Origin of the sequence: Paraburkholderia sp. MM5384-R2 (assembly GCF_014201025.1) — a bacterium.
Taxonomy (GTDB): domain Bacteria; phylum Pseudomonadota; class Gammaproteobacteria; order Burkholderiales; family Burkholderiaceae; genus Paraburkholderia; species Paraburkholderia tuberum.
The window spans coordinates 60,979-82,861 of sequence record NZ_JACHDI010000026.1; the positions used below are offsets into that span (position 1 = coordinate 60,979).

The window sequence follows — 21,883 nt, forward strand, 5'->3', positions numbered from 1 at the left end:
CCCGGCTCGTCTTGATCTCACGCGACGCCGTTCGGTTCCGGTCGTGTGTCACGGCCGAAAACCAGCCGGTCGAGCAGCCACACCGCGACGAGCGTTGCGCCCATCAGCGGGAAAACGATGCCGAGAAGCGCGAGGCCGGTTGTCCAGCCACGCATCGGCGGTGCGGCGCGCTCGCGCGACGGCGCGCCGAGCGAGCGTTGCGGCCGACGTTTCCACCACATCACGAAGCCGGTCACAGCGAGCGCGCCAAGGCCGAGCGAAATGGCCGCGCACAGTATCTGATTCGCAACGCCGAAGTAGCGACCCATATGCAGCGAGGTGCCGTACGACACGGCCTTCGCGATCGCGCCGTAATCGCCGTAGCGAATGTCCTTCAGGATCGCGCCGCTGTATTGGTCGACGTACAGCGTGCGTTCGTCTTTGGGATTCGCGGGGAAATAGGAGAGCGTGTAGACGCCGGCTGCGGAGTTCGGCAGCACGATGCGGTAGCCGTCCGCGATACCGAGCGACGCGGCGAGCGCGACGACATGCCCGAGCGACAGAGGCTGCGCCGCGTCGGTGGCCGCGGAAGAGGGCACGCTCGCGTTGCCCGCGGCCCACGGCGTCAGCGGCAACGGCAGGTCGTCCATGACCATACCGGGCATCGAGTCCATGTCGGCGCGCGTGGCATGCGCGAGCGTGGCGCTCGCGTGGTCCGAGGGCGTTCCCGGCACGATGGAGCGCAACGGCAAACCGCCCCACGCGCCCGGCGGAGCGCCAAGCTGCGTCGCGGTCGCGAACGCCTTGAACTGCTTGCCCCACGAGCCGGTCCACGGCAGCCCCGTCAATACGAACGCAAGTGCGCCAAGCGCGAGCCAGATGCCGATCACCGCGTGAAGACTTTTCCATAGCGGACGTCCTTTCAGCGCCAGGCGCGGCAGCAGCACAGCGCGCGTGGTCGTTTTGCCGCGCGGCCACCATAGTGCGACGCCGGTGCCGATCATCACGAGCGTCCAGCATGCGGCCAGTTCCATCAGCAGTTCGCCGGGCTTGCCGAGCAGCAGCTTGCGATGAAGCATGCGATCCACCTGCATCAAGCGATGCTCGACGCTCAGCGTGCCCAGCACCTCGCCGCTATACGGATTCAGATAGATGCTCTGCTGCGAGCCGTCGGCGAGACGAAATACGAATTCGGCGCTGCGTTGCGGATCGCGCGTGATCACGGCGGTCGTCGCGATCGAGCCGGGCGGCATCGCCGCGCGCGCTTTCGCGAGCAGTGCGTTGTCGGCCAGCCTCGGCACGGCTTGCGGTGCGACGACCAGTTGCTGTCGATAAAGCAGCGGCTCGATCTGCGGCTGGAAGCAATACAGCGTGCCGGTGATGGCGAGCACGAGTAGAAAAGGCATCACGAAGAGGCCCGCGTAAAAATGCCAGCGCCACAGTGTTCGATAGCCTGGATGTGTCGGGCCGCTCGTGGCGGCGGTTGTACCGTTCTGCGCGCGCACGCGTTCGGCGGTTCGAGTCGTGGACATGAAATCCTCGTCGGGCAAATGGGGCGATGGTCCGTGTGCGACAAGCGGTTTGCCGCGTCTTGCATCAGGCTTAGATATGCAGCTTCGCTTCGACATAAAACGTGCGGCCCGGATACGGGTGGTAGACGAAGTAGCGCGCGTCGAACAGGTTGTCGACGCCGATGCCGAGTTCGCTGAGCTTCGTCGGCTTGAACGTGAACTTCGCGTCGGCGACCGTGTAGGTGCTGGTGCCGCCGAACACGTTGGGGTTCGTGTCGGTATTCGTCAGCGTGTTGTACTGACGACCCGAGTAACGCGCAGCGAGCGTCAGCGCCGCGCGCGCGTCGAAGTGATACGTCGCGGCAAGATTCGCGCGCCACAGCGGAATGCGGTAGAAGTACTTGCCGACCGAGGCCGGATTCCGTGCGTTCTCGAGGATCTTCGACTGCGTGTACGCGACGCTCGCGAGCAGATCGAGCCCGCGCACGAACACGTCCTCGCCCGAATAGCTTGCTTCGACGCCGCGCGAGCGAACCTTGCCGATGTTCTGGAAGTTCGTCACGTTCGGAATCACGGTGGTGTCGGTCTGACTGAAGATCGTGTTCTTCACGTCGTCCTGAAACAGGGAGAAGCGGAACACGCCATTCCAATGCGCCCATTCGGCGCTCAGCTCTTTCGACAGATCGTCTTCGGGCTGCAAATATGGATTGTTGTTGACGATCGCGGAGCCATTGATTTGCCCCTGGAACAGTTCGCCCGCGGTCGGAAAGCGATACGCGCGAGCGATCGACGCGCGCAAAGTCAGCTCGTCGCTGACATCGAACGATAGCGACGCCTTCGGCGAAAGGTGGCGCTGGCTGGCATCGCTGTACGCGATCGTCGTGCCGGGCAGCGACTGTGCGCCATCGTAGGCTTGCCAGTCTTCATAGCGCGCGCCGTAGACGAGCTTCCAGCGCGGCAGAAAGCGCCACGCGTCCTGCGCATAAAGAGCTTGCGTCTGCGTCTTGCCGGTGAACGCGTTGGCGAACGAGGTCGCGTCGCCGTCGCGCCAGTCCAGCGTGTTGTAGGTCTGGTTGTCGACGAAGTAGTTGTCGTAGTGGTAGCCGACGCTCAGTGCGTGATTGGCCAGTCCTGGCTGGTTCGTCGCGGGCGTATAGGTGCCGCGCAGGTCCAGCGTCTTCCAGCCGGTGCCGTCGTTGAACAGCACGGTGCCGGGGCCATTGCCCGGGCAGCCGGCATTCGCGGTGCGTGCGACGCCATTGCCGATGTCGTAATACGAGGCGATCGCCTCGCCGTTCCAGCCGGTCGCGTTGCGCGTTTTCAGCGACACGCCGTAGAGCCAGTTCTCGCTGTGCCCGACACCCGGCGCAAACGCGGCCGCCGGAATCGTGTAGTGGTAACCGTTGATCGATACGTTGCCGCTGTACACAGGGTTGCCGGTCGCGTCGCGCAGGAACGTCGATGTTTCGCTGTTGTACGTCTGGTGCCAGTAGCCGAGCGTGAAGCCGCCCTGCAGCGTCGGCGTGAAGTCGTACTGCATCTTCAGCGTGAACTGGTCCTGCACCGTGTGCTCGATGCCTTCGCCGTTCACACCGAGCACGGCCGTCGGCGCATTGTTCTGGTTGTTGTAGAAATAGGCGCCGGTGACGGGCGTGTCGCCGGCCTTTGCGGGCGTGGTCGATTTAGCGAGCGTTGCGAATTGCAGCGGCTGACTCGTGTTCTCGAGATGATTGACGCCGAGCCGGTACGAGAACTTGCCGATGCTATCGCCGATCGACGCGCTCGCTTCGCTGCCGTTGAAGCTCTGGTTCACGCCGAACAGGCTGAAGTGCTGCGTGAATGCCTTCACGTCGGCGTTGGCCTCGAACTGCTTTGGCATGCGCGTGCTGATCAGCACGGTCGCGCCGAGCGAATTGCCCGGATACAGCGCGGAAAACGGCCCGTAGATTACGTCGACCTGCTGGATTTCGTCGGGATACACCATCGACCAGCGCGGCGGAAACGAATAGCTATTGCCAAGCAGGTTGCTCAGCAGCAAACCGTCCGCATAGACGAGGCCGCGCGCGCTCTGCGTATTGCCGGTGCCGCGCACCGCGATGATCGAATTCAGATCGCCGGTAAAGCGCTTGCGTACCGCCAGGTTCGGCATGTACTTGAGCACGTCCTCGGTGTTGACGACGTTCCAGTTCGCGAACTGATCGCGCGTCACGGTTTCGACGGAGGCGGGCAGGTTCGGGTCGACGGCGCGCGGTGCGGCGCTCGCGCTTGCGCTCGCACTGACGCTGACGGCGGGCAGCGTCGCGTCGGTGTTTGCGTCGGCGGCATGCGTGGGTGTTGCGACGAAAGCCGGCACGAAGGCAGGCATGAGCGCGGGCCAAAGAACGGAACGACGAACCGCGCGATGAGCGGAAAAGACAGCGTCACGACGGACGCAATAGGAGAGCCTTCGCAGCGCGAAGTTGAACATGAGCGTTTCCTCGATGCATTGAACAGGCGATCGCAGGCCTCGTCGATGTGGGCGACGAAGGAGCGATCAGAACCGGTAGCGATCAGGAAACGGCAGGTGGGGCGCGCGGACGTCCAGATGGGAAGGCGCCAAGCGGGGTGAAGCGGGTGGACAGCGTGGGCGGCGCGGTGCCGGCCAGCGGCAGCGCGGCCGGCGGCTCGACGGCGGCGAGCGTCGGCATCGCGACGTGATGTTCGAGCAGATGACAGTAGCCGCAGGCGCCGAATGCATCGTCGTGGCTCAGATGCACGGGCGCGGGGCTGGTTTGAGCGACGACGCTCGCATCGCTCACATTGCTTGCACCAGCCGGATGAAGCGCCGAACATAGCGCGGCAATCGGCTCGTGGGCGCGGCCCGATTCGAGCAACTGACTCACGAGCGGCGCGAACACGACGAGCCACATGGCGACGAGGCCAAGCCATGCGGTCAGGTGGTTGCGCGAGTGTCGAGTCATGATCGTCGAAGAAAAGACGGGCGCGATTCTAGCATCACCGCGCGATCCTTTCATTCGCAATGACGGGCATAACGGCGGATTAGACGGTGAAACAGCGCTTATTTCGGGGCGCTGAGGCCGAGGCGACAACCAGCGAGCCGTGGCGCTATGTTCGGCCGGGCAGTTCGCCGACGCGTTGCCCCTCGTCGCGCCGCCGCTCGAAGATTCCGCCTTGCCGAACGATCAGCGGGCCGAAGCGTTCAATATTGCCGGTGCGTGTTCGTTCGCGCTGGGTCACTGGGCGAGCTCGGTCGAGCGCGTGCGGCAGGCATGCGTCGAGCGATTCGGCGGCGCGCTATGACGCCTCTGTGAGCTGCATGTGATACAGGCCCCACGGCGACAATTCGAAGCGGTCCTTCAGTGGCTTGGCCGCGAGTTCGGGAATCTGGTCGGCGTCGTAGATCGCCCATAACGGCCCCACGCCGCCGAGCGCCAGCGGCTTGCCGTCCATTTGTGTCGCGACGATGAAGTGATACTCGCGCACCTTGTCGAGCGTCGTCAACACCGCGTAGCCATCGACCGCGTGCATGACGATTTGCGTGCTGCCCGCGTCGGGCGCGCCGACGTTTGCGAGCACGTCGGTGAGCAGCGGGCCGCTAAACGTATGCATGTGCGCATCGTATTCGATCGTCGGATGGATCGTCACGGTCTTCATGCGGGCGAGCCACGGCAGATCGACGCCGTACGCTTGCGAAAACTTCACCTGGTGCTTCGCCAGCAGTTGATCGAAAGCGGGATTGAGCGCGCCGCGATTGCTGTGCTTGATCGCGCCGGAGATCGTCAGGACGACTGGAGACGGCCCGCATTCGGCGTGCTCACGCTTCGCGCCGAATGCGGGCGCGACCGCCGCGCCCAGTGACGCGGCGCTGGTCAGGAACTGGCGTTTGTTCATTACGTTTTCTCCGGGTGTCGTCGAGGCGCCGCGTGGTGAGTTGCGCGCTCTTCTATTGTCGGAGAATTGTCGCCGCAGGTGATACGGCGATGCTTCATTAACGCGTCATTCGCTATGCTATTTCCGCTTGCGGTTCGTGCCGGAGCTGGCACGGTTCCTTGCGCGGCGGTCCAATGCGGTGCGCGTCTTCGCAGGTTTATGACGAAGTCCTTTTCCAATGCCAATGGACGCACGAACCAGGCGCAACGCAAGAAGCCTCGCGTACATCGGGAAAATCACACTCGACATCAACTCTTTGTCGCCCTGATCAATGGAAGTGCTCAGTTCGCGCCGATACTGACGGTGCGCGTCACATCGACGACCGACAGCCGGATCGCGTCGATCAATGCGCGCGCGGCCGGTGACGGCGTGCCCGCCGCGCGCATGGTCAGGCCGATCTCGCGCCGCGTGTTGTGCAGCGGTACATCGAGCACCACCAGTTGCCCGGACTGAATTTCGTGATGCAGCTGCTGCGCCGACAAGGCCGCCGCCATGTCGGTACCGAGCAGCAGGCCGCGAATTACCGCGAGGTCGGCGGTCTCGACGGTCGGCAGAGGCGGCTTCACCTTCATCCGCTTGAATTGCGTTTCGAACAGCGCACGCGCCGGCGCGTTGCTGCGCGGCAGAATCCACTGCGCGTCGCGCAGACCCATGATGGTCAGATCGTGCGCGTGAGTCAGCGGATGACCGCGGCGCACCAGCACCACCATGTCTTCCGACATCAGCCGCTCGTTTTTAAGGCCGCTTGTCGCGTCGTTGTCGCGCAGCGCGCCGAGAATGAAATCGATGTCGCCCGCGCGCAGACCGGCCACGAGCGTCTCGTAGGCGCTTTCGTCGGTCACCACGCGCACGCCCGGATTCTCCGAGGTCATTCGCGCGATCGCCTTCGGCAGGATCAGCGTGCGCCCGAGCGGCAACGCGCCGACTGTCACCGAGCCCTGAATCTTGCCGTGCAATGCGGCGATATCGTCAGGGACGTGGCGCAGTTCGTTCAGCGCGCGGCGTACGTGAAGCAGGAACGTTTCGCCCTCGGCCGTCAGCAGAATACCGCGCGGGCTGCGGTGAAACAGACTCAGTCCCGAGCCGCTTTCGAGTACCCGGATCGCGGTACTCACCGCGGGCTGGCTGATGCCGAAGGTTTTTGCCGCGCTCGGCATATGCCGATGCCGCGCGAGCGCCGCGAATAGTTGCAACCGCCGCGTGTTGAGCAGGTACGCGGGCAATGCGCCTTCCGCGACGGGCCGGCGGCGCGTCTGTCGCGCGGCACACCATCGGGCGAGTTCTTCGAGTTCAGCGAAGGTCCGCTCGCAGCGATGCAGCACCGCGCGGCCGACCGGAGTGGGCAGCATGCCCGAAGGACCGCGATCGAACAGCGGTTCGCCGAGCGCCGACTCGAGCTCCTGCACGGAGCGCGTGACCGCCGACTGCGCGCGAAACAACGCGGCCGCCGCGCGCGTCGCGCTGCCCATCTCGGCGACGAGCCGGAATGCGCGCAGTTGCGCGAGATTGAGCAGGTCCTTGCCGCTGACCGACAGCGGCGCTTTGGCGGTCGCCTGGCTGGTTGTTGCGGCGGAAAGCATGTCGTTGCTCATGCCGCGCCCGCGATCAGATGCAACGACGGCAGCGACAGATTCAGACTTTCCTTCGAGATCTGCGTGTGCTCCTTCATCAACGCATCGACGCGCGCGCCTTCGCCTTTTTTCAGCGCGTCGACGATCGCGTGATGCTGGCGATGCGCGTACATCAGCATCAAGAATTGACGCTCGCGCGCGGATTCGTCGAACGCGATCGTGAACGGCGACACGAACGGCACCTTGTCGTTCAGACTGAGCGCGGCCGTGACCGCCTGGTTCTGCGCCGCTTCGACGATCAGCGCATGAAAGCGGCCGTTCATCTGCGCGTAGCGCGCGTCGTCGCCTGCCTGCAGATGCTTTTGCTCGAAGATCGCGTCGCCTTCACGCAGGCAGTCGTCGAGCGCGGCGGCGAGCGCGGGGCTCACGCCGTTTTCGGCGACCGAGCGCGCGGCGAGTCCCTCGAGCACGCCGCGCACGTCGATCGCGTCGAGCACGTCGCGCACGCCGAAGCGGCGCACGACGTAACCGCGCGAGCCCGAACGATCGAGCAGGCCTTCGGACGACAGCACGCTCAACGCATAACGCAGCGGCGTGCGCGACACGCCGAGCCATTGCGCAAGCTGCGCTTCGACGAGCCGCTGCCCGGGCGACAGTTCGCCCGACAGGATCTTCTCGCGTAAGGTCTGCACAATCGCCTGCTGGGTGGTCTCGTTCATCGTTTCGTCGCTCGTCGGAAGCAGCGCAGTATAGCCACGCGCGCAGCACCGCTCCAAGCCTTAAAAATGCGCGTTGCGAGTTGTTTTCCGGGCCATCTGTTTTATTTATCGCGTGCCGAAATGCCAAGGCGTCGCGAAAGGCTTGCCGCAGGGGGCTTGGGATACCGAGGAAGCCCCGTGCGGCGTGGGTCGGGGCGCGCTTCATCCGCGCTCCGGGCGCGCAAATACCGGGTTTTAATCATCAATCCGGCGCTGCCTGAGGTATACCCGTGCTTCCCGTATCGCGGCACAATTTCTATCTTTGTATCCCAAGACGGTCGTGGTGACTAGCGCGGTCAACCTGGCGACCTATCCGATTGGCAGCAGCACGAAGTGACGGAAGAGTACGAATATGGCAAGAATCATTGGTGGTATCGGCACGTCCCATGTACCCACGATCGGGTTGGCGTACGACAAGGGCAAGCAGAACGAACCGGCATGGGCGCCGATGTTCAAGGGTTATGAACCGGTGGCGCAGTGGCTGGCCGAGCAGAAGCCCGACGTGATGGTGATGTTCTACAACGACCACGCGAACAGCTTCTTCTTCGACTGCTACCCCACGTTCGCGCTCGGCGTGTCGCCCAACCACGAGTTCGCCGATGAAGGCGCCGGCAAGCGTCCGCTGCCCGACATCGCCGGGCATCCGGATCTCGCGATCCATATCGTCGAGCAACTGGTCGCCGACGAATTCGATCTGACCGTCTTCCAGGACCGCCCGCTCGATCACGGCGTCAATTCGCCGCTGTCGCTGATGCTGCCGCATCAGGGCGGCTGGCCGCTGTCGCTGGTGCCGCTCGAAGTCAACGTGCTGCAGTATCCGCTGCCCACCGCGAATCGCTGCTACCGGCTCGGCCAGGCGCTGCGTCGCGCGATCGAATCGTTCGAGCAGGACCTGAAGGTCGTGGTGGTCGGCACGGGCGGGCTGTCGCACCAGGTGCATGGCGAACGCAGCGGCTTCAACAACACCGAATGGGACATGGAATTCCTCGACCTGATCGTCAGCGATCCGGAGCGTCTTGCCGCGATGAAGCACGTCGATTACGTGCGCCTCGGCGGCGCGGAAAGCGTCGAGACGATCATGTGGCTCGCGATGCGCGGCGCGCTGGGTCAGAAGGTCCGCGAACTGCATCGCAGCTACTACCTGGCGACCAGCACCGCGATGGCCGTGACGATCTACGAAGAAGAGGTGGCGTAATGAATCCGCAACTGGTTGGCGTCGAAGAACTGACCGGCACGTATCCGTTCGATATCCGCCAGAGCATGAAGGCGATGCGCCTGAACCGTTTTTTCTGGCAGATGCGCGAAGCGTCGGCGCGCGCGCTGTGGCTCGAAAACCGCACCGCCTCATACGATGCGGCCGGCCTGACGCCGGAAGAACGCACGCTGGTCGACAACACCGACTGGATCGGTCTGATCCGTTATGGGGTGTCTTTCTTCGTGCTCGAGAAGTTCGCGCGCGTGGTGAAGATCACCAATCTCGGCGTGTACGCGAGCATGCGCGGCGAAACGCTCGAAGCGTTTCTGAAGACTCGTCAGGTACCCGACGCCGTTTAAAGGCCGCGCATCAAGGCAATGCTGTCCGCTGGGCAATCCGATTTGAAGGTCCGATTAGGGTACCGCGTGATCGACGCAGCAGCGAACTCGACGCCGTCGGTCAGTGCGCGAGGACCGCCGCCGCGATCCGGTCGGCCAAATCGCCGAGAACGCGGCTCAACGCGGCCGCCTGCGCGAGCGCATCGTGTCCATTGATCGCGGAGTCGAGCGTCACCTGCTGCCGCAGCGTCGCCTGATCCGAGTGCCCGGCCAGCAGCGTCCACTCCGCTTGCAGCGTCAGCGTGCCGCTCGGGTCGGCCGTGGCATTCAGCACGGTGACGACCAGCGTGCGCGTGCCGGGCGGCGCGGGTGCATCCGGAACGACGAACGATCCGGCGGGCAGCCGCGTGAGCAAGTCCTGGGCAAGCGTTTTGCGCATCATCTGAGCGAGCGGTGCGCCCCACCGGTCGCTATCGTCGATCGTCAGCCGGTTCTGCGAAGCCAGCGTGACGACTTCGAGCCGATCGAGCACCGCGGGAATATGCACGGCGGTCAGTTGAATCGGTGGGATCGGCGCCGTGGCGGGCGGCGCGTCGGCGGGCATCGGGTTCAACGTCACATAGCGTGTCGGTATGCTGTGTCCGCATCCGGCGAGCGTCATCGCCGCGACGGTTACGACAAACGCCGCCGTCCTGACGCTCGTCGCGAGCGATGCCGCGACGGCGCGTCCGACGGGGAACGTGGACCTCGTCATCATTGAGCCTCCTGCTGCCTGCCATGGATCAGCGCCTCCGGATGGCGGTCGAGATAGTCGGCCAGTGCCCGAATCGAGCGTGCGGTGTCGGTCAGCTCCTGCATGGCGGCAGGCAGGTCGTTCTGGCTCGACGCGTCGCCGCCTAGCGTCCGGTTCGCCGCGGCAACGGTGCGATCGGCCGCGTTCGCGGTGTCGCGCAGTTGCGCGACGAGCGGGCCGATCTGTGGCGAGACCTGCTGCAACGTGTGATCGATCTGCGCGACCGAGTGGTCGATGTGCGTCAGGCTGTCCTTGATCTGAGGCGAGGAACTGAGCGCGTTGATATGCGCGGCGATACTGCGGACCTGTTCGCCGGTTTGCCGGATCGGAAGATCGTCGATTTTCTGGATCACCTCGTTGGCCTTGGCCATCGTCGTGTCGAGATTCGCGGCGGCGACACTCGGAATGACGGGCAGGCCGTCCTCGCTGGCGAGCGTCGCCACCGGCGCGCCTTGCACGAAGTCGAGGTTGATCTTGTCCGCGCCGACGAGCGGCGGATCTTGCGACAACCGCGCGCGCAAGCCTGTGGCGACGAGGCGGGTGAGCATGCCGTCGACGAGCGGGCGCCAGTCCCCGTTGGCCGGTGGCGGCGCGCCGACGATGCCAAGCTGCGACGGGTTCAGCGCGATCTGCACCGGGGTGCTCAGCGCGCCCGTGCGTGCGTCGTAGTTCAGGCGCACGCTGGTGACGGTGCCCACGTCGAAACCGCGCAATTGCACATCGGCACCACTCTTCAGGTCGCCGACCGCACCGTCGAAGCGCACCAGATAGGTGACGACCGGGCCGTGCCCCGGCGCGAGCGCGGGGCGGCGATCGACACCGTCGAAATGCGATGCCGGTTCGCCGGGCCCGGGTTCCATCACGATCTCGGGGCCGGTCAGCACTGCCTTGATCGACGCTGGATCGTTGAGATCCACGTGGGCGCCGCGCAGGAAAAACCTGGTCTCGCTGCGCAGATACTTTTTTTCGGCGCGATCTATCTTGAGCTCGGCCTTCACGTGTTGGCCATCGGGCGCGAGCGTGATCTCCGAGACGGCGCCGACCTTCACGCCGCGCAGCGTGACGATCGTGTCGTCGGGCTTCATGCCGTACGCGTTGTCGAAGGTTACCGTGACCGTCTCGCCGTGATGCATCAACGCGCGAACGCCGAGCCATCCGGCCATCGCGAAGGCTGCGACCGGCACCGCCCAGATCCAGCCGGGCCACGCGCTGCGCCGCACCTGGGCTTGCGAACGACGGGGACGCGTGCCGCTCATCGCTTGCTCCGCGGGTGGACGTCCCACATCAGGCGCGGGTCGAAGGCGTGCGAAGCGGCCATCGTCAGCAACACGACCAGCGCGAACGCGGTGGCGCCGATGGCGGGTCTGGCCGCGGCGATGCCGTCGAACCGGATCAGCGGCACGAACGCGGCGATCGTGAACACGTCGACGTACGACCATCGGCCGAGTTCGTCGATCAGGCGGTACAGATGCGCCTTGACCCGCAGATGCCGGCGCGAACGGCGCCGAACGGAGACCACGAACCATGCCATGCCGAGAATCTTCGCCACCGGAATGACGATGCTCGTACAGATGATCAGAATGCCGATCGGCCACAGGCCAGCGTGAAACAGCTGGTAGACGCCGTCGATGATCCGGGTTGAGTGGGTCCGCCCGAGTTGCATCGAAGTGGTCATCGGAAAGAGGTTGGCCGGGATCGTCAGAACGAGCGCGGCGAGCGACAGCGCAGCCGCGCGCACGACGGCGTCGGTTTTGCGAGCGCGCAACGTCAGTCCGCAGCGAGGGCACGGACGCCCCTCCTGCGACATCGGCACGACCAGATCGCAAACCGTGCAGGACAGCGGCGCTTCATGTTCCGGCAACTCGTTTTCCGCGGCGATCGCGCGCCATACGGTTCTCCGGTCGAGCGACGCGCGCGTGAGCATCGACAGCAGCGCCGCGGCGATGAAGCAGTAGCCGCCGGGGGCGATCGTGCCGGTCAGATTCTGCGTCACGCGCGCGTAACCGACGAAGCAGCCGACCAGATAGACATCGGGCATGGTCCAGATATCGAGCGAGGTGGTCCAGCGAAACAGCACACCGATTCCTCTGGTACGCCGGCCGAGCCGCAGTGCGGCGAGGACGATCACGAGGCCGCCAAAGCGGATGAATGGCAGCACGATACCGAAGGTGCCGAGCAGTACCGCGAGAATGAACCAGCCATCGTTCCACATCTCCACGATGCCCGACGACAGCAGTGATGAGCGTTCGACGCCGAGCATGTGGACATACATCAGGGGCGCGAGGTTGGCCGGAAACAGCAATACGAAGGTCGCGCTCGCGCAGGCGAGCGCCGCGGTCTGGCTTCGGCCGCTACGCCGCTCGAGCGGAAAGTGACAGGCGCGGCAACGCGCGTAGGTATGGGCGGTGAGCGGCGGGATGTCTTCGAGGGCGCCGCATTCGGGGCAGCCGATCGTCATGCGACGTTCTCCATCGGCTGTCCGTTTTCAGGCGGGCAGCGCGTTGCGAATGAGGTTTCGCCGATCATCCCTCGACCCCTGGCGCCGTTTGGCGCGTGAATGTACGGCAGACGCGCTGGCGCGCGCCAGCTCTTGTCCTCCACTAGCATGGCGCGTTCCCGGCCGGCCGCGCCGCGCCGGCCAGCACGGACGAACGGCGGCTGCGGTGTGGCGTCAGTCGGGTGAGCGGTTCCGATCCGCTTCGCTTTGCGAGCCGGGCGGCGTGCCCGGTTTGGTGTCCGGCGCCGCTGACGGAGCGGCGTCGGCAATGATCAGCAACCTCGAGGACAGCGCGTCGGGATGGCCCGGCTTGAACCAGTTCATCTCGGGAATGCGTGAATCGGTCAGGTAGATCGTGCCGTCCGGCCCTTCCGCGAACGTATCCGGCCATCGCAGGCCGGGCTCGTGCAGCAACGTCGTCAATGTCGCGCCGTCCCATACCTTCACCGCGTGTTCTTCGACCGCGGTAATCAGCAGGCGTCCCGTCCGGTCGATGTGCAGCCCGTCGGCGGGGCGATGCTCGAGCACTTTCTCGACGCGGTTGCCGACTTCATCGGTCGCGAGCGTGGTATCGCGAAGCGCTTCGGTGGGCACGCGGTAAAGCGTTTTGCCCTTCACCGCCTGCCAGTACAGATACAGTCCATCGCGAGTGAGCGCGATGCCGTCGGCCGCCAATTCGACGCCGCGTCCATCGGGACGCCGCAATGGTGCGCCGCCTGCATGGACCGTGACGCCCGGATCCGTTTGCGTCGACGGGTGCCCGTCGAGCACGCGGCGCGCTTGACCGGTGCCGAGATCGACCACCACGATCGCGCCGCGTGTTCCAGAGTCCGTGATGTAGGCGAAACGGCCGTCGGGACTGATGCGCACGTCGTTCAGATAGCTGCCCTGAGGCGCGATTTCGAGCGTGAACGCAATGCAGCCGACGACGCTATCCGTCGCAAGATCGATGCGGACCAGTTTAGGGGCACCCGGCACGACGAACGCCTGGGCCGGCGCGCCGGGGTCGAGTACCCACAGGTTGTTTTGGGAATCGCACAGCATCGCCTGCACGCAGACCCAGCGATCCTGCGGGTTCAACTCGTCGCGCCTGGCATTGCGCCAGCCGTTCCATCGATCGTCGGGATAAGGACGGACGTCGCCATCGGGCGTGAGTACGCCGACGGAGATCGGCGCGTCTTCTGTCCAGCGCGGGAAGTTGACGAAGATGCGTCCGTCCGCGGCGACGGCGACGCCGGTCACCTGGTGCCCGAACGACGCAATCTCGCGCAGATGCGGCAGCGAGCCGTCGTCACCGGCGCTCGATGCAGGCGCGGCGGTCAGTGGAACCCGATCCGCGGCGGTTGGCGTGGCGGTGTCTTTCATGGGCTGCCTCCGGGACAGGACGGAAATGTCCGTATTCAGCAAAGCGAATGCCGCGTGCAAAGATAAAGTGAATCGTAATCCGCGAATCTTTCGGAAGGTATTCAACGTGAATTGCGGACCCTCCTTTATGCGAATTGTTTGACCTTCGCGCGAGCAGAGAACGGTAATGCGCGCAATAGGGAAAGCCGAGTTGTCGCGTAGCGCTTGATACGACATGGCGCGCTGAAAGGCCGCGTTGCTACTACGTCATTCAGGGCGAAAAGAATCGCTCCGCGGCGGCGTGCGGAACCGCCGTACCAGGCGGTCCATTTCGGCAACTCTGACTCTCAGGGTTTCTCCTGGCTCGCCTTTGGACCCGCCGTGTCACTCGTGCGCTACACCGCTCATTTGCAAAGAAAAAATAATGCCGACGTCAAAGGAATGTGCTAAAAAATAACAATTGCACGCGCAGACAAATAGCCACACCTGCAAGTAAAAAATTCGGCTTTCAATACTCTTAATCGGCCGCGAGGTGGATCATGAGAACAACGACGCTTTGGGGGCTCGGGGTGACGACGGTCGCTTCGGTGCTAACGCTGCAGTGTTATCCAGCGTGGGCCGACGGACCCGAAGCGGCGTATGCGTCCGTCGACGAGGTGCCGGCCGGCTCGCTCAGTCCGAACGAGTACAAGGTCAATGCGGACGGCATGAAAGAAGATCCGAATGCGAAGATGTCGGACGTGGCCCGCGCGTATCGCAATGGCTATATCAACCGCGGCAAGCAGGATCAGGCTGATTATCAGGCAATGATCGACTCGCACAATCACGGTCAGCGGCAACCCGCCAGGACCGACGTCGCGCGGGTCGACGTGCCGCCGCTGCCGCCGGGCGTTCCCGAAGACGATAACTCGAAGTACACGAGTATTCCGCCGCAGCCTCAGAAGCCGCGGCCGGTCCAATACGCGCAGCGTCAGGTGCCGCAACCGCCGCCGCAACAGCAATATCAGCAGGTGTACCAGCAGCCGCAATACGCGCCGCCGCCAATGCAATACCAGCAGGCTCCGGCCTACGCGCAGATGCAGCCGGTCTACGACAACCAGCCGGTATACGTGCGGCAGGACTATCCTCAGCCGCCCGTGCAGTACGTGCCGGTTTATCCGCAGGCGCAATACGATGAAATGCCGCAGGTCGTGGAAACGGTGGTTCAACCGGTCGCGCCTGTCGCTTATCAGGCTTATCGTCCGCCGGTCTATTGGGCGCAGCCGCGCGTGTATGCGTATCGCGCGCCGGTCTACAGCTATCGTATGTGGCGTTGAGGTATTGCGCGAGTCGTGGCGGCGTTGCGCAGCAATGGAACGCCGCGGCGAATACTCGCACGCATCGATTGATTGGCCGATAGAAAGTACTCAGCCCGCCGCATTCGTGGCGGGCTGAGTACTTTCTTTTATTCGTTTTGCGCTAGTGACCGCTGGCACCTCTCGTGCGCACATTCAGATGGTTATTCACCTGTCTGACTTCGCGCACCGATCTCGCGACACTGCCCGCGCGTTGCACCTGAGCGCGCTGCGGTACCCAACCGGTCAGCGTCACGATACCGCGGCGCGCCTGCACGTGAATCGACGTTGAATGCAGGTTCGGTGTGCGTGCGAGCGCGCGGCGCACGTCGCGCGCGAGTTCGCTATCGGGTCTGTTGCGAGCCGGCGATGCCGCGATGGATTGGCTTTGCGCGGAAGCATCGTTCGGTATGCCGCCACTGGTTTGCGCATTCGGACAGGTCGCAGTGCCGATCGCAATCGCTGCCGCGGCAATGGCGCCAATCAGGGCGCTCGCGCTGTCTTTTCTCACAAGTCCTCCTGTCCCACCTGATTGTCGCTCGCCGCGCAGCAGATCGACGCTGCGGTTATTGCGGTTGCCCGTTGCCCAATAGCGCGTCCGTCGTGACGACCGTGCAGTACTCGTGATCGAGATTGGCGAGTGACATCGCATGAACGTCGTCGGCACTGCGCGGCGTTCCGTGCCAGTCGGTCCGTGCAAAAGTGAAACAGCCGTCGGCCACGAGACACGTATCGAAACCGAGGTTGCCGGCCATCCGCACCGTGGCCTCGACCGAGTTGTTGGTGATGACACCCGCCACGACCAGCGTCGTGTGGCCGGCGGCGCGCAGGCGGTCCTCGAGTCCCGTGCCGATGAACGCGTTATTCGTGCGTTTCGCAATCACCGGTTCGTCGGGCAACGGCACGTTCGACGCCTTGAATTCGTGTCCCGCCTGACCCGGCCGATAGTGCGACCCAGGCTCCGTCGAGTCGTGCCGCACATGCCACACCGGCCAGCCTCGGCTACGCCAATGCGCGAGCAAGCGGCTCACCTGCGTCTCGGCTGCGGGATTGTTGCGCTCGCCCCAGCTCGGATGATCGATCGCGCGTTGCAGATCGATCAACAACAATACGGCGCCGGCGGAAGGAGCGGGAGAGCGCATGGGGCGAATGAGTCTGTGTAGGTGTCGATATGGTTCTGGCTGACTTTACCGTATTGCCGCCATCAATAGGCATGTATGATGGCGGGCTCGCGCCCGGCAGGGGCCCTGCGCGGGCGGCTTGCGCGGATCGCGGCGTCTGCCGCGCCCACCGGGCCGCAACGCATCCCTTCACGATGATCCAGAGGAAGACCGCCATGACGGCTGCAACGCAATTCGACCAGGTTTCTGTTGTCAAACGAGCCAACGTGTACTTCGACGGCAAGTGCGTGTCGCACACCGTGCTGTTCGCCGACGGCGCGCGCAAGACGCTCGGCGTGATCCTGCCCGGCACGCTGAACTTCGGCACCGACGCGCCGGAGCTGATGGAAGTGCAGGCGGGCAAATGCCGCATCCGTCTCGACGGCAGCGATGAGTGGAAGACCTATGGCGCGGGCGAATCGTTCTCGGTGCCTGGCAAGAGCCGCTTCGATATCGATGTGGTTGAAACGCTGGACTACGTTTGCAGCTATCTGTAAGCGGCTCTAAGGCGCGTGCAGTGGGATGAGAACGACCTGTTGCAAGCAGCCGGGACGGCTTGGACAATGGACCCAGGCTATCTTTGCTCAGATGTGTTGAAGAGACAACACGCAAGCATTCGCGAGTGCATGCGTGAGCCAGGTGCTCAGAATGGGCGGTCCATTACGCTTCGCTTCGACGATGAACCTTACGCTGTCTCTTTCGCCACGATCTCCTCGATCACCTGCACGAATTGCTCGACCGGCTGGCCGCCGGTCACCAGATAGCGGCGGTTGAAAATGATCGACGGCACCGATTGAATGCCCATTTCCTGATTGTTCTTTTCCGCTTCGCGCACTTCATCGGCATACGCGCCGCTCGTCAGCACGTCGCGCGCTTCGTTGGCGTCGAGTCCTACCGACTGGGCCGCTTCGACCAACACGTCATGATTGCCCGGATTCTTGCCGTCGGCATGATACGCGCGCAATAGCGCGAGCTTCAGCGGCAACTGGTGGCCCTTCAGGCCGGCCCAATGCAGCAGGCGGTGCGCGTCGAACGTGTTGTAGGTGCGGATGCGCGGACCGAAATCGAAGCCGACGCTCGCGCCGCGTTCGCGGATCATCGCCTGCGTTTCGCCGATCTGCGCGGCCGTGCGGCCGTATTTCTTGCCGAGATACTCGACGATGTCTTCGCCGTCCGGTCCCATCTGCGGATTCAGTTCGAATGGATGCACGACGATGCGCGCGTCGATTTTGTCCTGAAGCCGCGCGAGCGCGAGCTGCAGCGACGACAGGCCGATCGCGCACCACGGGCAGGCGATGTCGGAAACAAAATCGATGGTGAGCTGCTGTTTCATGGTTGTCCTGGCGGAATGAAGTGCGATGCGGCGGCGGCAAGTGCGGCCGCAACGATACCGACAGCGTAGCGTGAATCGTGCGTCCGTGCAGTGCGGCTGAATTTGACCGCAAGACCCGGAGTGTTTTCCCGCCACCACACTCGTACACTAAGTTCATCGAGCTACCTACTTTGATGGCGCGGGCGACGAGCCCGCGCCGCCCACTCATCGACGATGAACGCAATCGCTCCCACCCAAACGATCGACCAACGCGCCGACGCACTCGACTGGCCGCGGATCGAACACGATCTCGATCAGTACGGCTGCGCCGCCGTGCCGCAACTGTTGACGCCGCGCGAATGCGACGCGCTGAGCGCGCTCTATCCACGCGACGCGCTTTATCGCAGCCGCGTCGTCATGGCGCGCCACGGCTTCGGTCGCGGCGAATACAAGTACTTTGCGTATCCGCTGCCGTCGCTCGTCGGCGGCTTGCGCGGTGCCCTTTATCCGCACCTCGTGCCGGTCGCGAACCGCTGGAACATGGCGATGGGCATCGACGTGCGCTATCCGCCGAAACATGCGGATTTCATTCGACGCTGTCATGACGCCGGCCAGGTGCGTCCGACGCCGCTGATCCTGCAATATGGCGAGGGCGATTTCAACTGCCTGCATCAGGATCTGTACGGCGAACACGTGTTCCCGCTGCAGGTTGCGGTACTGCTGTCGGAGCCGGGGCGCGACTTCACAGGCGGCGAGTTCGTGATGACCGAGCAGCGTCCGCGCATGCAGTCGCGTGCCGAAGTCGTGGCGCTCGCGAAGGGCGACGCGGTCGTGTTCACCGTGAACAGCCGGCCCGTGCAGGGTACGCGCGGGCCGTATCGCGTGAATCTGCGGCACGGCGTGAGCCGCCTGCGCTCGGGACATCGGCATACGGTCGGCATCATCTTTCATGATGCGCTGTGAGGGCCGCTGTCGGCGCAATGGCGCAACACCGCGTGCCGTGAGACGATAACGGCCACGATTCCAGCGATCTGCCGCCATTGTCGTAAGATCCGTCGCCTCGTCCCATGGAAAACCTGCTCAAGAAACTCGATCTGACTTCGCTGCGTCTGTTCGTCGCCGTTTGCCAGGAGCGCAATATCGCGCGCGCGGCGGAGCGCGAGTTCATCGCGTCGTCGGCGGTGAGCCGGCGCATCGCCGAGATCGAGGCGCTGATCGGCCTGCCGGTGATTCAACGCCAGTCGCGCGGCATTACCGTGACGCCGGTCGGCGAGACCGTGCTGCGCTACGCGCTCGCGATCATCGGCAATATCGAGCAGATGAGCGCGGAGTTGTCGCGCTTTTCGACGGGCGTCAAAGGGCGCGTGAGGGTGGTCGCGAATCTGTCGTCGATCGTGCAGTTTCTGCCTGAAGACGTGGCCGCGTTCGGCCGCGCGTTCCCGGATGTAGCGATCGAACTCGAAGAAGAAAACAGCGCGGACGTGCTGCGTATCGTCGACGAACACGGCGCGGACTTCGGCATCTGCAATCCGGTTGCTGGCAGCGAGGCGTTCGGGCAGATGCCGTACCGGCAGGACCGGCTCGCGGTGCTCGTGCCGGGTGGGCATCGGCTCGCCAGCGCAGCGCGGGTGAACTTCGACGATCTGTTGCACGACAGCTTCGTCGGCTTGCGCAGCGAAAGCGCGCTCACGCGTTTGCTCGCGCAGCAGGCGGCGAGCGCGGGCCGGCAGCTCGACGTGCGGATGCGCGTGAGCAGTCTCGATGCGCTGTGCCGGATGGTGCATGCGGGGCTCGGCATCGCGATCGTGCCCGAGCCGGTCGGCCTGCTCTACGTGAACACGCTCGACGTGCGGCTGCTGCCGCTTGCCGATGCGTGGGCGGAGCGTCATCTGATCATCATCTTCAAGGCGCGCGAGCAGTTGAGCGCGAGCGCGGCCGCGCTGGTGTCGTTCCTCGGCAATCCGCCCTAGACGATTCCACCACCCGCACTCCGCGCCGCGGCTCCGCCATCGAGCATTCGCGAAACGAGACGGCAGCGTTGCCGCACCGGCACTTCGGCATCCGCCTTGCGCACCGTATAGTGAGCGCAAGGAGAATGCAGTGATGAGCGATACGATTCGTTTGGACGGCCGCGTGCTGTACCTGTCGCAAGACCCGGCCGTGATCGAGGCGCAACTGGCCGGCGAAAACTTCACTCGCGACACGGCGGGGCCGTTGCGCGACAACGTGTCGACGGACGAGATCACGCCCGTCACCGTAATGCTCACCTACGACGAGCGCCTCGGCCAGTACCCGTACGTCGGCTTCAAGGCCGGCGAGCGTGTGCCGATCGGCCGCAATGCGGTGAAGGACGGCGGCTTTCGCGTGACGGTGGCCGGCAGGCGCTACGGCAAGGGCTCGTCGCGCGAATCGAGCCCGCTCGCGGAGTTGTCCGCAGGGATTCGCCTGATCGTTGCCGAGAGCTTCGAGCGTATCTATCAGCAGAACTGCGACAACATCGGCATTCTGACCACGATCGATTTTTCCGTGCTCGATCGCCTGCTCGCAGGCGAAGCGGTGCCGATCGACGAATTCCTCAAAGGCCGCGACTCGCTCGCGCAGCAGATCATCCGCAGCGGCGGGCTGCTCGCGTATAGCCGGTTCGCGGAGTGGCCCGCGCCGGGCGGCCGCGCGAGCGATGCCCCGAACGAGGCGCCGGGCGCCGAGCCGAAAACGCTGGTCGAGAAGATCATCGACCGTCATCTGCATCCGGGCACCGCGAGCGCGCAGCGCGGCGACGGCGTGTTCATCGCCGCCGACTGGCGCTTCAGCCACGACTATTTCACCGGCATGTGCGCGCATCTGATGCATCGGGCGTTCGGCAAGCCCGCGCCGCTGCATGCGCCGGATCACATCATCGCGTTCCAGGATCATCTGGTGCTCGCGCCGCAGAGCATCCCTCACGTGCGCGACGGTCTGTTGCCGGGCGTCGCGAATCTGATGGAAGGCCACACGACGTTTTCGCGCGACTACCCGGTGCGCTCGCACGGTGCGCTCGATGGTGTGCCCGGCTCCGAGGGCATCTGTCATGCGTTGATGGCCGAGCAATACGCGCTGCCGGGCCAGGTAGCATGCGGTACCGATTCGCACACGCCGCATTCGGGCGCGCTCGGCTGCCTCGCATTTGGCGCGGGCGCGACCGAAATCGCCAATAGCTGGGTCACGGGCTACGTGCGCTGCAAAGTGCCGGAGACGCTGCGCATCGAGATCGACGGCCAGTTGCGCGACGGCGTGACCGCGAAGGACGTCGTGCTGCATCTGCTGCGGATGGAGGCGATTCGCTCGGGCGGCGCGATCGGCCTCGTGTTCGAATACGGCGGCGCGGCGGTGCGCGCGATGTCGATCGACGAACGTGCGACGCTGACCAACATGGTCGCGGAACTCGGCGGCTTCACCGGCATCGTCGAACCGGACGAGCGCACGGTCGCGTTCCTGAAGGAGCGGCGCGGCGTCGATTTGGTGCTGGAAGGCTGGATGAAAAGCGACGCGGACGCGACCTATCGCGACACGATCCATATCGATGCGAACGCGATCGAACCGATGCTCGCGCGTCCGGGCGACCCCGGCAACGGCGTGCCGGCGCCGCGGCTCGAACAGGACGTCGCGATCGATATCGCGTATGGCGGCTCGTGCACCGCGGGCAAGCGCGAGGACTTCGATTTCTATCACGAGGTGCTGCGCTGGGGCGTCGAGCACGGCCTACGGGTGCCCGAGCGCACGCGTTTGTATCTGCAATTCGGCACGATGGCGGTGCGCGCGTATTGCGAGGAGCAGGGCTATCTGCCGGTGTTCGAGCGCGCGGGCGTAACGCTCGTGATGCCTGGCTGCGGCTCGTGCGCAAACTGCGGACCGGGACAATCGGCCAACCCGAACGACGTGACGATCAGCGCGATCAATCGCAATTTCCCCGGCCGTTCGGGACCAGGCGACGTCTGGCTCGCGAGCCCGTACACGGTCGCGGCGAGTGCGCTGGCCGGGAAAATCACCACGTTCGAACAATTGCAACGCGGGCACGGCTAGAATGCTGGCCGGACTCCGGCCGACCCATCGTGGCGCGTGCGACGCGCGACAAGACGCAAGGCCGGCATCGAACCGGCCGCGGTAAGCGATCAGCCCTGCGGT

Annotated in this window: 21 protein-coding genes; 8 read left to right on the top strand and 13 right to left on the bottom strand. The window is 64.6% G+C overall.

All coding sequences use genetic code 11. The annotated features are described in order from the left end of the window. Positions 1 to 17: 17 nt before the first annotated feature. From HDG37_RS30890 to HDG37_RS30900, 3 genes are all read right to left on the bottom strand, one after another. On the bottom strand, positions 18 to 1,511 hold the full coding sequence (locus tag HDG37_RS30890; protein WP_184054291.1) for a PepSY domain-containing protein: 1,494 nt from the start codon (positions 1,509 to 1,511) through the stop codon (positions 18 to 20). Between the two features lie 70 nt (positions 1,512 to 1,581). After that, positions 1,582 to 3,855 (bottom strand): TonB-dependent receptor, encoded by a 2,274-nt coding sequence (locus tag HDG37_RS30895; protein ID WP_409260255.1) that lies wholly within the window; start codon positions 3,853 to 3,855, stop codon positions 1,582 to 1,584. 184 nt (positions 3,856 to 4,039) lie between these two features. Further along, positions 4,040 to 4,450, bottom strand: coding sequence for a DUF2946 domain-containing protein (locus HDG37_RS30900; RefSeq protein ID WP_018423374.1), 411 nt, complete (start codon positions 4,448 to 4,450; stop codon positions 4,040 to 4,042). A 139-nt stretch (positions 4,451 to 4,589) separates the two neighbouring features. Between HDG37_RS30900 and HDG37_RS30905 the strand changes: the two genes are divergently transcribed. Next, positions 4,590 to 4,790: a hypothetical protein gene (locus HDG37_RS30905; RefSeq protein WP_184054359.1), complete on the top strand. Its 201-nt coding sequence runs from the start codon at positions 4,590 to 4,592 to the stop codon at positions 4,788 to 4,790. Here the strand turns inward: HDG37_RS30905 and HDG37_RS30910 are convergent. The 3 genes from HDG37_RS30910 to HDG37_RS30920 all read right to left on the bottom strand — a co-directional run bounded on the left by HDG37_RS30910 (position 4,785) and on the right by HDG37_RS30920 (position 7,710). After that, entirely contained in the window at positions 4,785 to 5,381 is a 597-nt protein-coding gene (locus HDG37_RS30910) for a molybdopterin-dependent oxidoreductase (RefSeq protein WP_184054295.1), read from the bottom strand. The two genes, HDG37_RS30905 and HDG37_RS30910, sit on opposite strands and share 6 nt — an antisense overlap. 320 nt (positions 5,382 to 5,701) lie before the next feature. After that, positions 5,702 to 7,012, bottom strand: a complete 1,311-nt coding sequence (locus tag HDG37_RS30915) for a LysR family transcriptional regulator (RefSeq protein ID WP_184054297.1) — start codon at positions 7,010 to 7,012, stop codon at positions 5,702 to 5,704. Then, positions 7,009 to 7,710: a GntR family transcriptional regulator gene (locus HDG37_RS30920; RefSeq protein ID WP_184054299.1), complete on the bottom strand. Its 702-nt coding sequence runs from the start codon at positions 7,708 to 7,710 to the stop codon at positions 7,009 to 7,011. The genes HDG37_RS30915 and HDG37_RS30920 overlap by 4 nt, the downstream gene beginning before the upstream one ends. Before the next feature lie 391 nt (positions 7,711 to 8,101). Here HDG37_RS30920 and HDG37_RS30925 point away from each other — a divergent pair, with 391 nt between their 5' ends. Together HDG37_RS30925 and HDG37_RS30930 are read left to right on the top strand one after the other, a co-directional pair. Continuing rightward, entirely contained in the window at positions 8,102 to 8,944 is an 843-nt protein-coding gene (locus tag HDG37_RS30925; RefSeq protein WP_184054301.1) for a gallate dioxygenase, read from the top strand. Continuing rightward, positions 8,944 to 9,303: a protocatechuate 3,4-dioxygenase gene (locus HDG37_RS30930; protein WP_090806862.1), complete on the top strand. Its 360-nt coding sequence runs from the start codon at positions 8,944 to 8,946 to the stop codon at positions 9,301 to 9,303. The genes HDG37_RS30925 and HDG37_RS30930 overlap by 1 nt, the downstream gene beginning before the upstream one ends. A 100-nt stretch (positions 9,304 to 9,403) precedes the next feature. Here HDG37_RS30930 and HDG37_RS30935 read toward each other — a convergent pair whose 3' ends face one another. The 4 genes from HDG37_RS30935 to HDG37_RS30950 all read right to left on the bottom strand — a co-directional run bounded on the left by HDG37_RS30935 (position 9,404) and on the right by HDG37_RS30950 (position 13,937). Further along, entirely contained in the window at positions 9,404 to 10,039 is a 636-nt protein-coding gene (locus HDG37_RS30935) for a membrane integrity-associated transporter subunit PqiC (protein WP_184054303.1), read from the bottom strand. Then, positions 10,036 to 11,331, bottom strand: a complete 1,296-nt coding sequence (locus tag HDG37_RS30940) for an MlaD family protein (protein WP_184054305.1) — start codon at positions 11,329 to 11,331, stop codon at positions 10,036 to 10,038. Before HDG37_RS30940 ends, HDG37_RS30935 begins: the two co-directional genes overlap by 4 nt. Next, positions 11,328 to 12,533, bottom strand: coding sequence for a paraquat-inducible protein A (locus HDG37_RS30945; protein WP_184054307.1), 1,206 nt, complete (start codon positions 12,531 to 12,533; stop codon positions 11,328 to 11,330). Before HDG37_RS30945 ends, HDG37_RS30940 begins: the two co-directional genes overlap by 4 nt. Positions 12,534 to 12,746: 213 nt before the next feature. Further along, complete coding sequence (locus HDG37_RS30950) at positions 12,747 to 13,937, bottom strand: L-dopachrome tautomerase-related protein (RefSeq protein ID WP_184054309.1); 1,191 nt, start codon at positions 13,935 to 13,937, stop codon at positions 12,747 to 12,749. 518 nt (positions 13,938 to 14,455) lie between these two features. Here HDG37_RS30950 and HDG37_RS30955 point away from each other — a divergent pair. Further along, positions 14,456 to 15,232: a hypothetical protein gene (locus HDG37_RS30955; RefSeq protein ID WP_184054311.1), complete on the top strand. Its 777-nt coding sequence runs from the start codon at positions 14,456 to 14,458 to the stop codon at positions 15,230 to 15,232. 142 nt (positions 15,233 to 15,374) lie between these two features. Here the strand turns inward: HDG37_RS30955 and HDG37_RS30960 are convergent, their stop codons facing one another. Then, positions 15,375 to 15,761 (bottom strand): BON domain-containing protein, encoded by a 387-nt coding sequence (locus tag HDG37_RS30960; RefSeq protein WP_184054313.1) that lies wholly within the window; start codon positions 15,759 to 15,761, stop codon positions 15,375 to 15,377. A gap of 55 nt (positions 15,762 to 15,816) precedes the next feature. Further along, the gene (locus HDG37_RS30965; protein WP_409260256.1) at positions 15,817 to 16,359 is read right to left on the bottom strand and encodes a cysteine hydrolase family protein; all 543 of its coding nucleotides are present in this window, start codon (positions 16,357 to 16,359) and stop codon (positions 15,817 to 15,819) included. A gap of 227 nt (positions 16,360 to 16,586) precedes the next feature. On the opposite strand from HDG37_RS30965, the gene HDG37_RS30970 reads away from it, so the two are divergent. After that, the gene (locus tag HDG37_RS30970; RefSeq protein ID WP_184054317.1) at positions 16,587 to 16,907 is read left to right on the top strand and encodes a pyrimidine/purine nucleoside phosphorylase; all 321 of its coding nucleotides are present in this window, start codon (positions 16,587 to 16,589) and stop codon (positions 16,905 to 16,907) included. A 188-nt stretch (positions 16,908 to 17,095) separates the two neighbouring features. On the opposite strand, the gene HDG37_RS30975 is transcribed toward HDG37_RS30970, so the two are convergent. Further along, positions 17,096 to 17,743 (bottom strand): DsbA family oxidoreductase, encoded by a 648-nt coding sequence (locus tag HDG37_RS30975; protein WP_184054319.1) that lies wholly within the window; start codon positions 17,741 to 17,743, stop codon positions 17,096 to 17,098. 213 nt (positions 17,744 to 17,956) lie between these two features. On the opposite strand from HDG37_RS30975, the gene HDG37_RS30980 reads away from it, so the two are divergent. From HDG37_RS30980 to HDG37_RS30990, 3 genes are all read left to right on the top strand, one after another. Beyond that, on the top strand, positions 17,957 to 18,685 hold the full coding sequence (locus HDG37_RS30980; RefSeq protein ID WP_184054321.1) for a 2OG-Fe(II) oxygenase: 729 nt from the start codon (positions 17,957 to 17,959) through the stop codon (positions 18,683 to 18,685). 104 nt (positions 18,686 to 18,789) lie between these two features. Continuing rightward, entirely contained in the window at positions 18,790 to 19,692 is a 903-nt protein-coding gene (locus HDG37_RS30985) for a LysR family transcriptional regulator (protein ID WP_184054323.1), read from the top strand. A gap of 133 nt (positions 19,693 to 19,825) precedes the next feature. Beyond that, entirely contained in the window at positions 19,826 to 21,781 is a 1,956-nt protein-coding gene (locus HDG37_RS30990; protein ID WP_184054325.1) for an aconitase family protein, read from the top strand. The last annotated feature ends 102 nt before the right edge of the window (positions 21,782 to 21,883 follow it).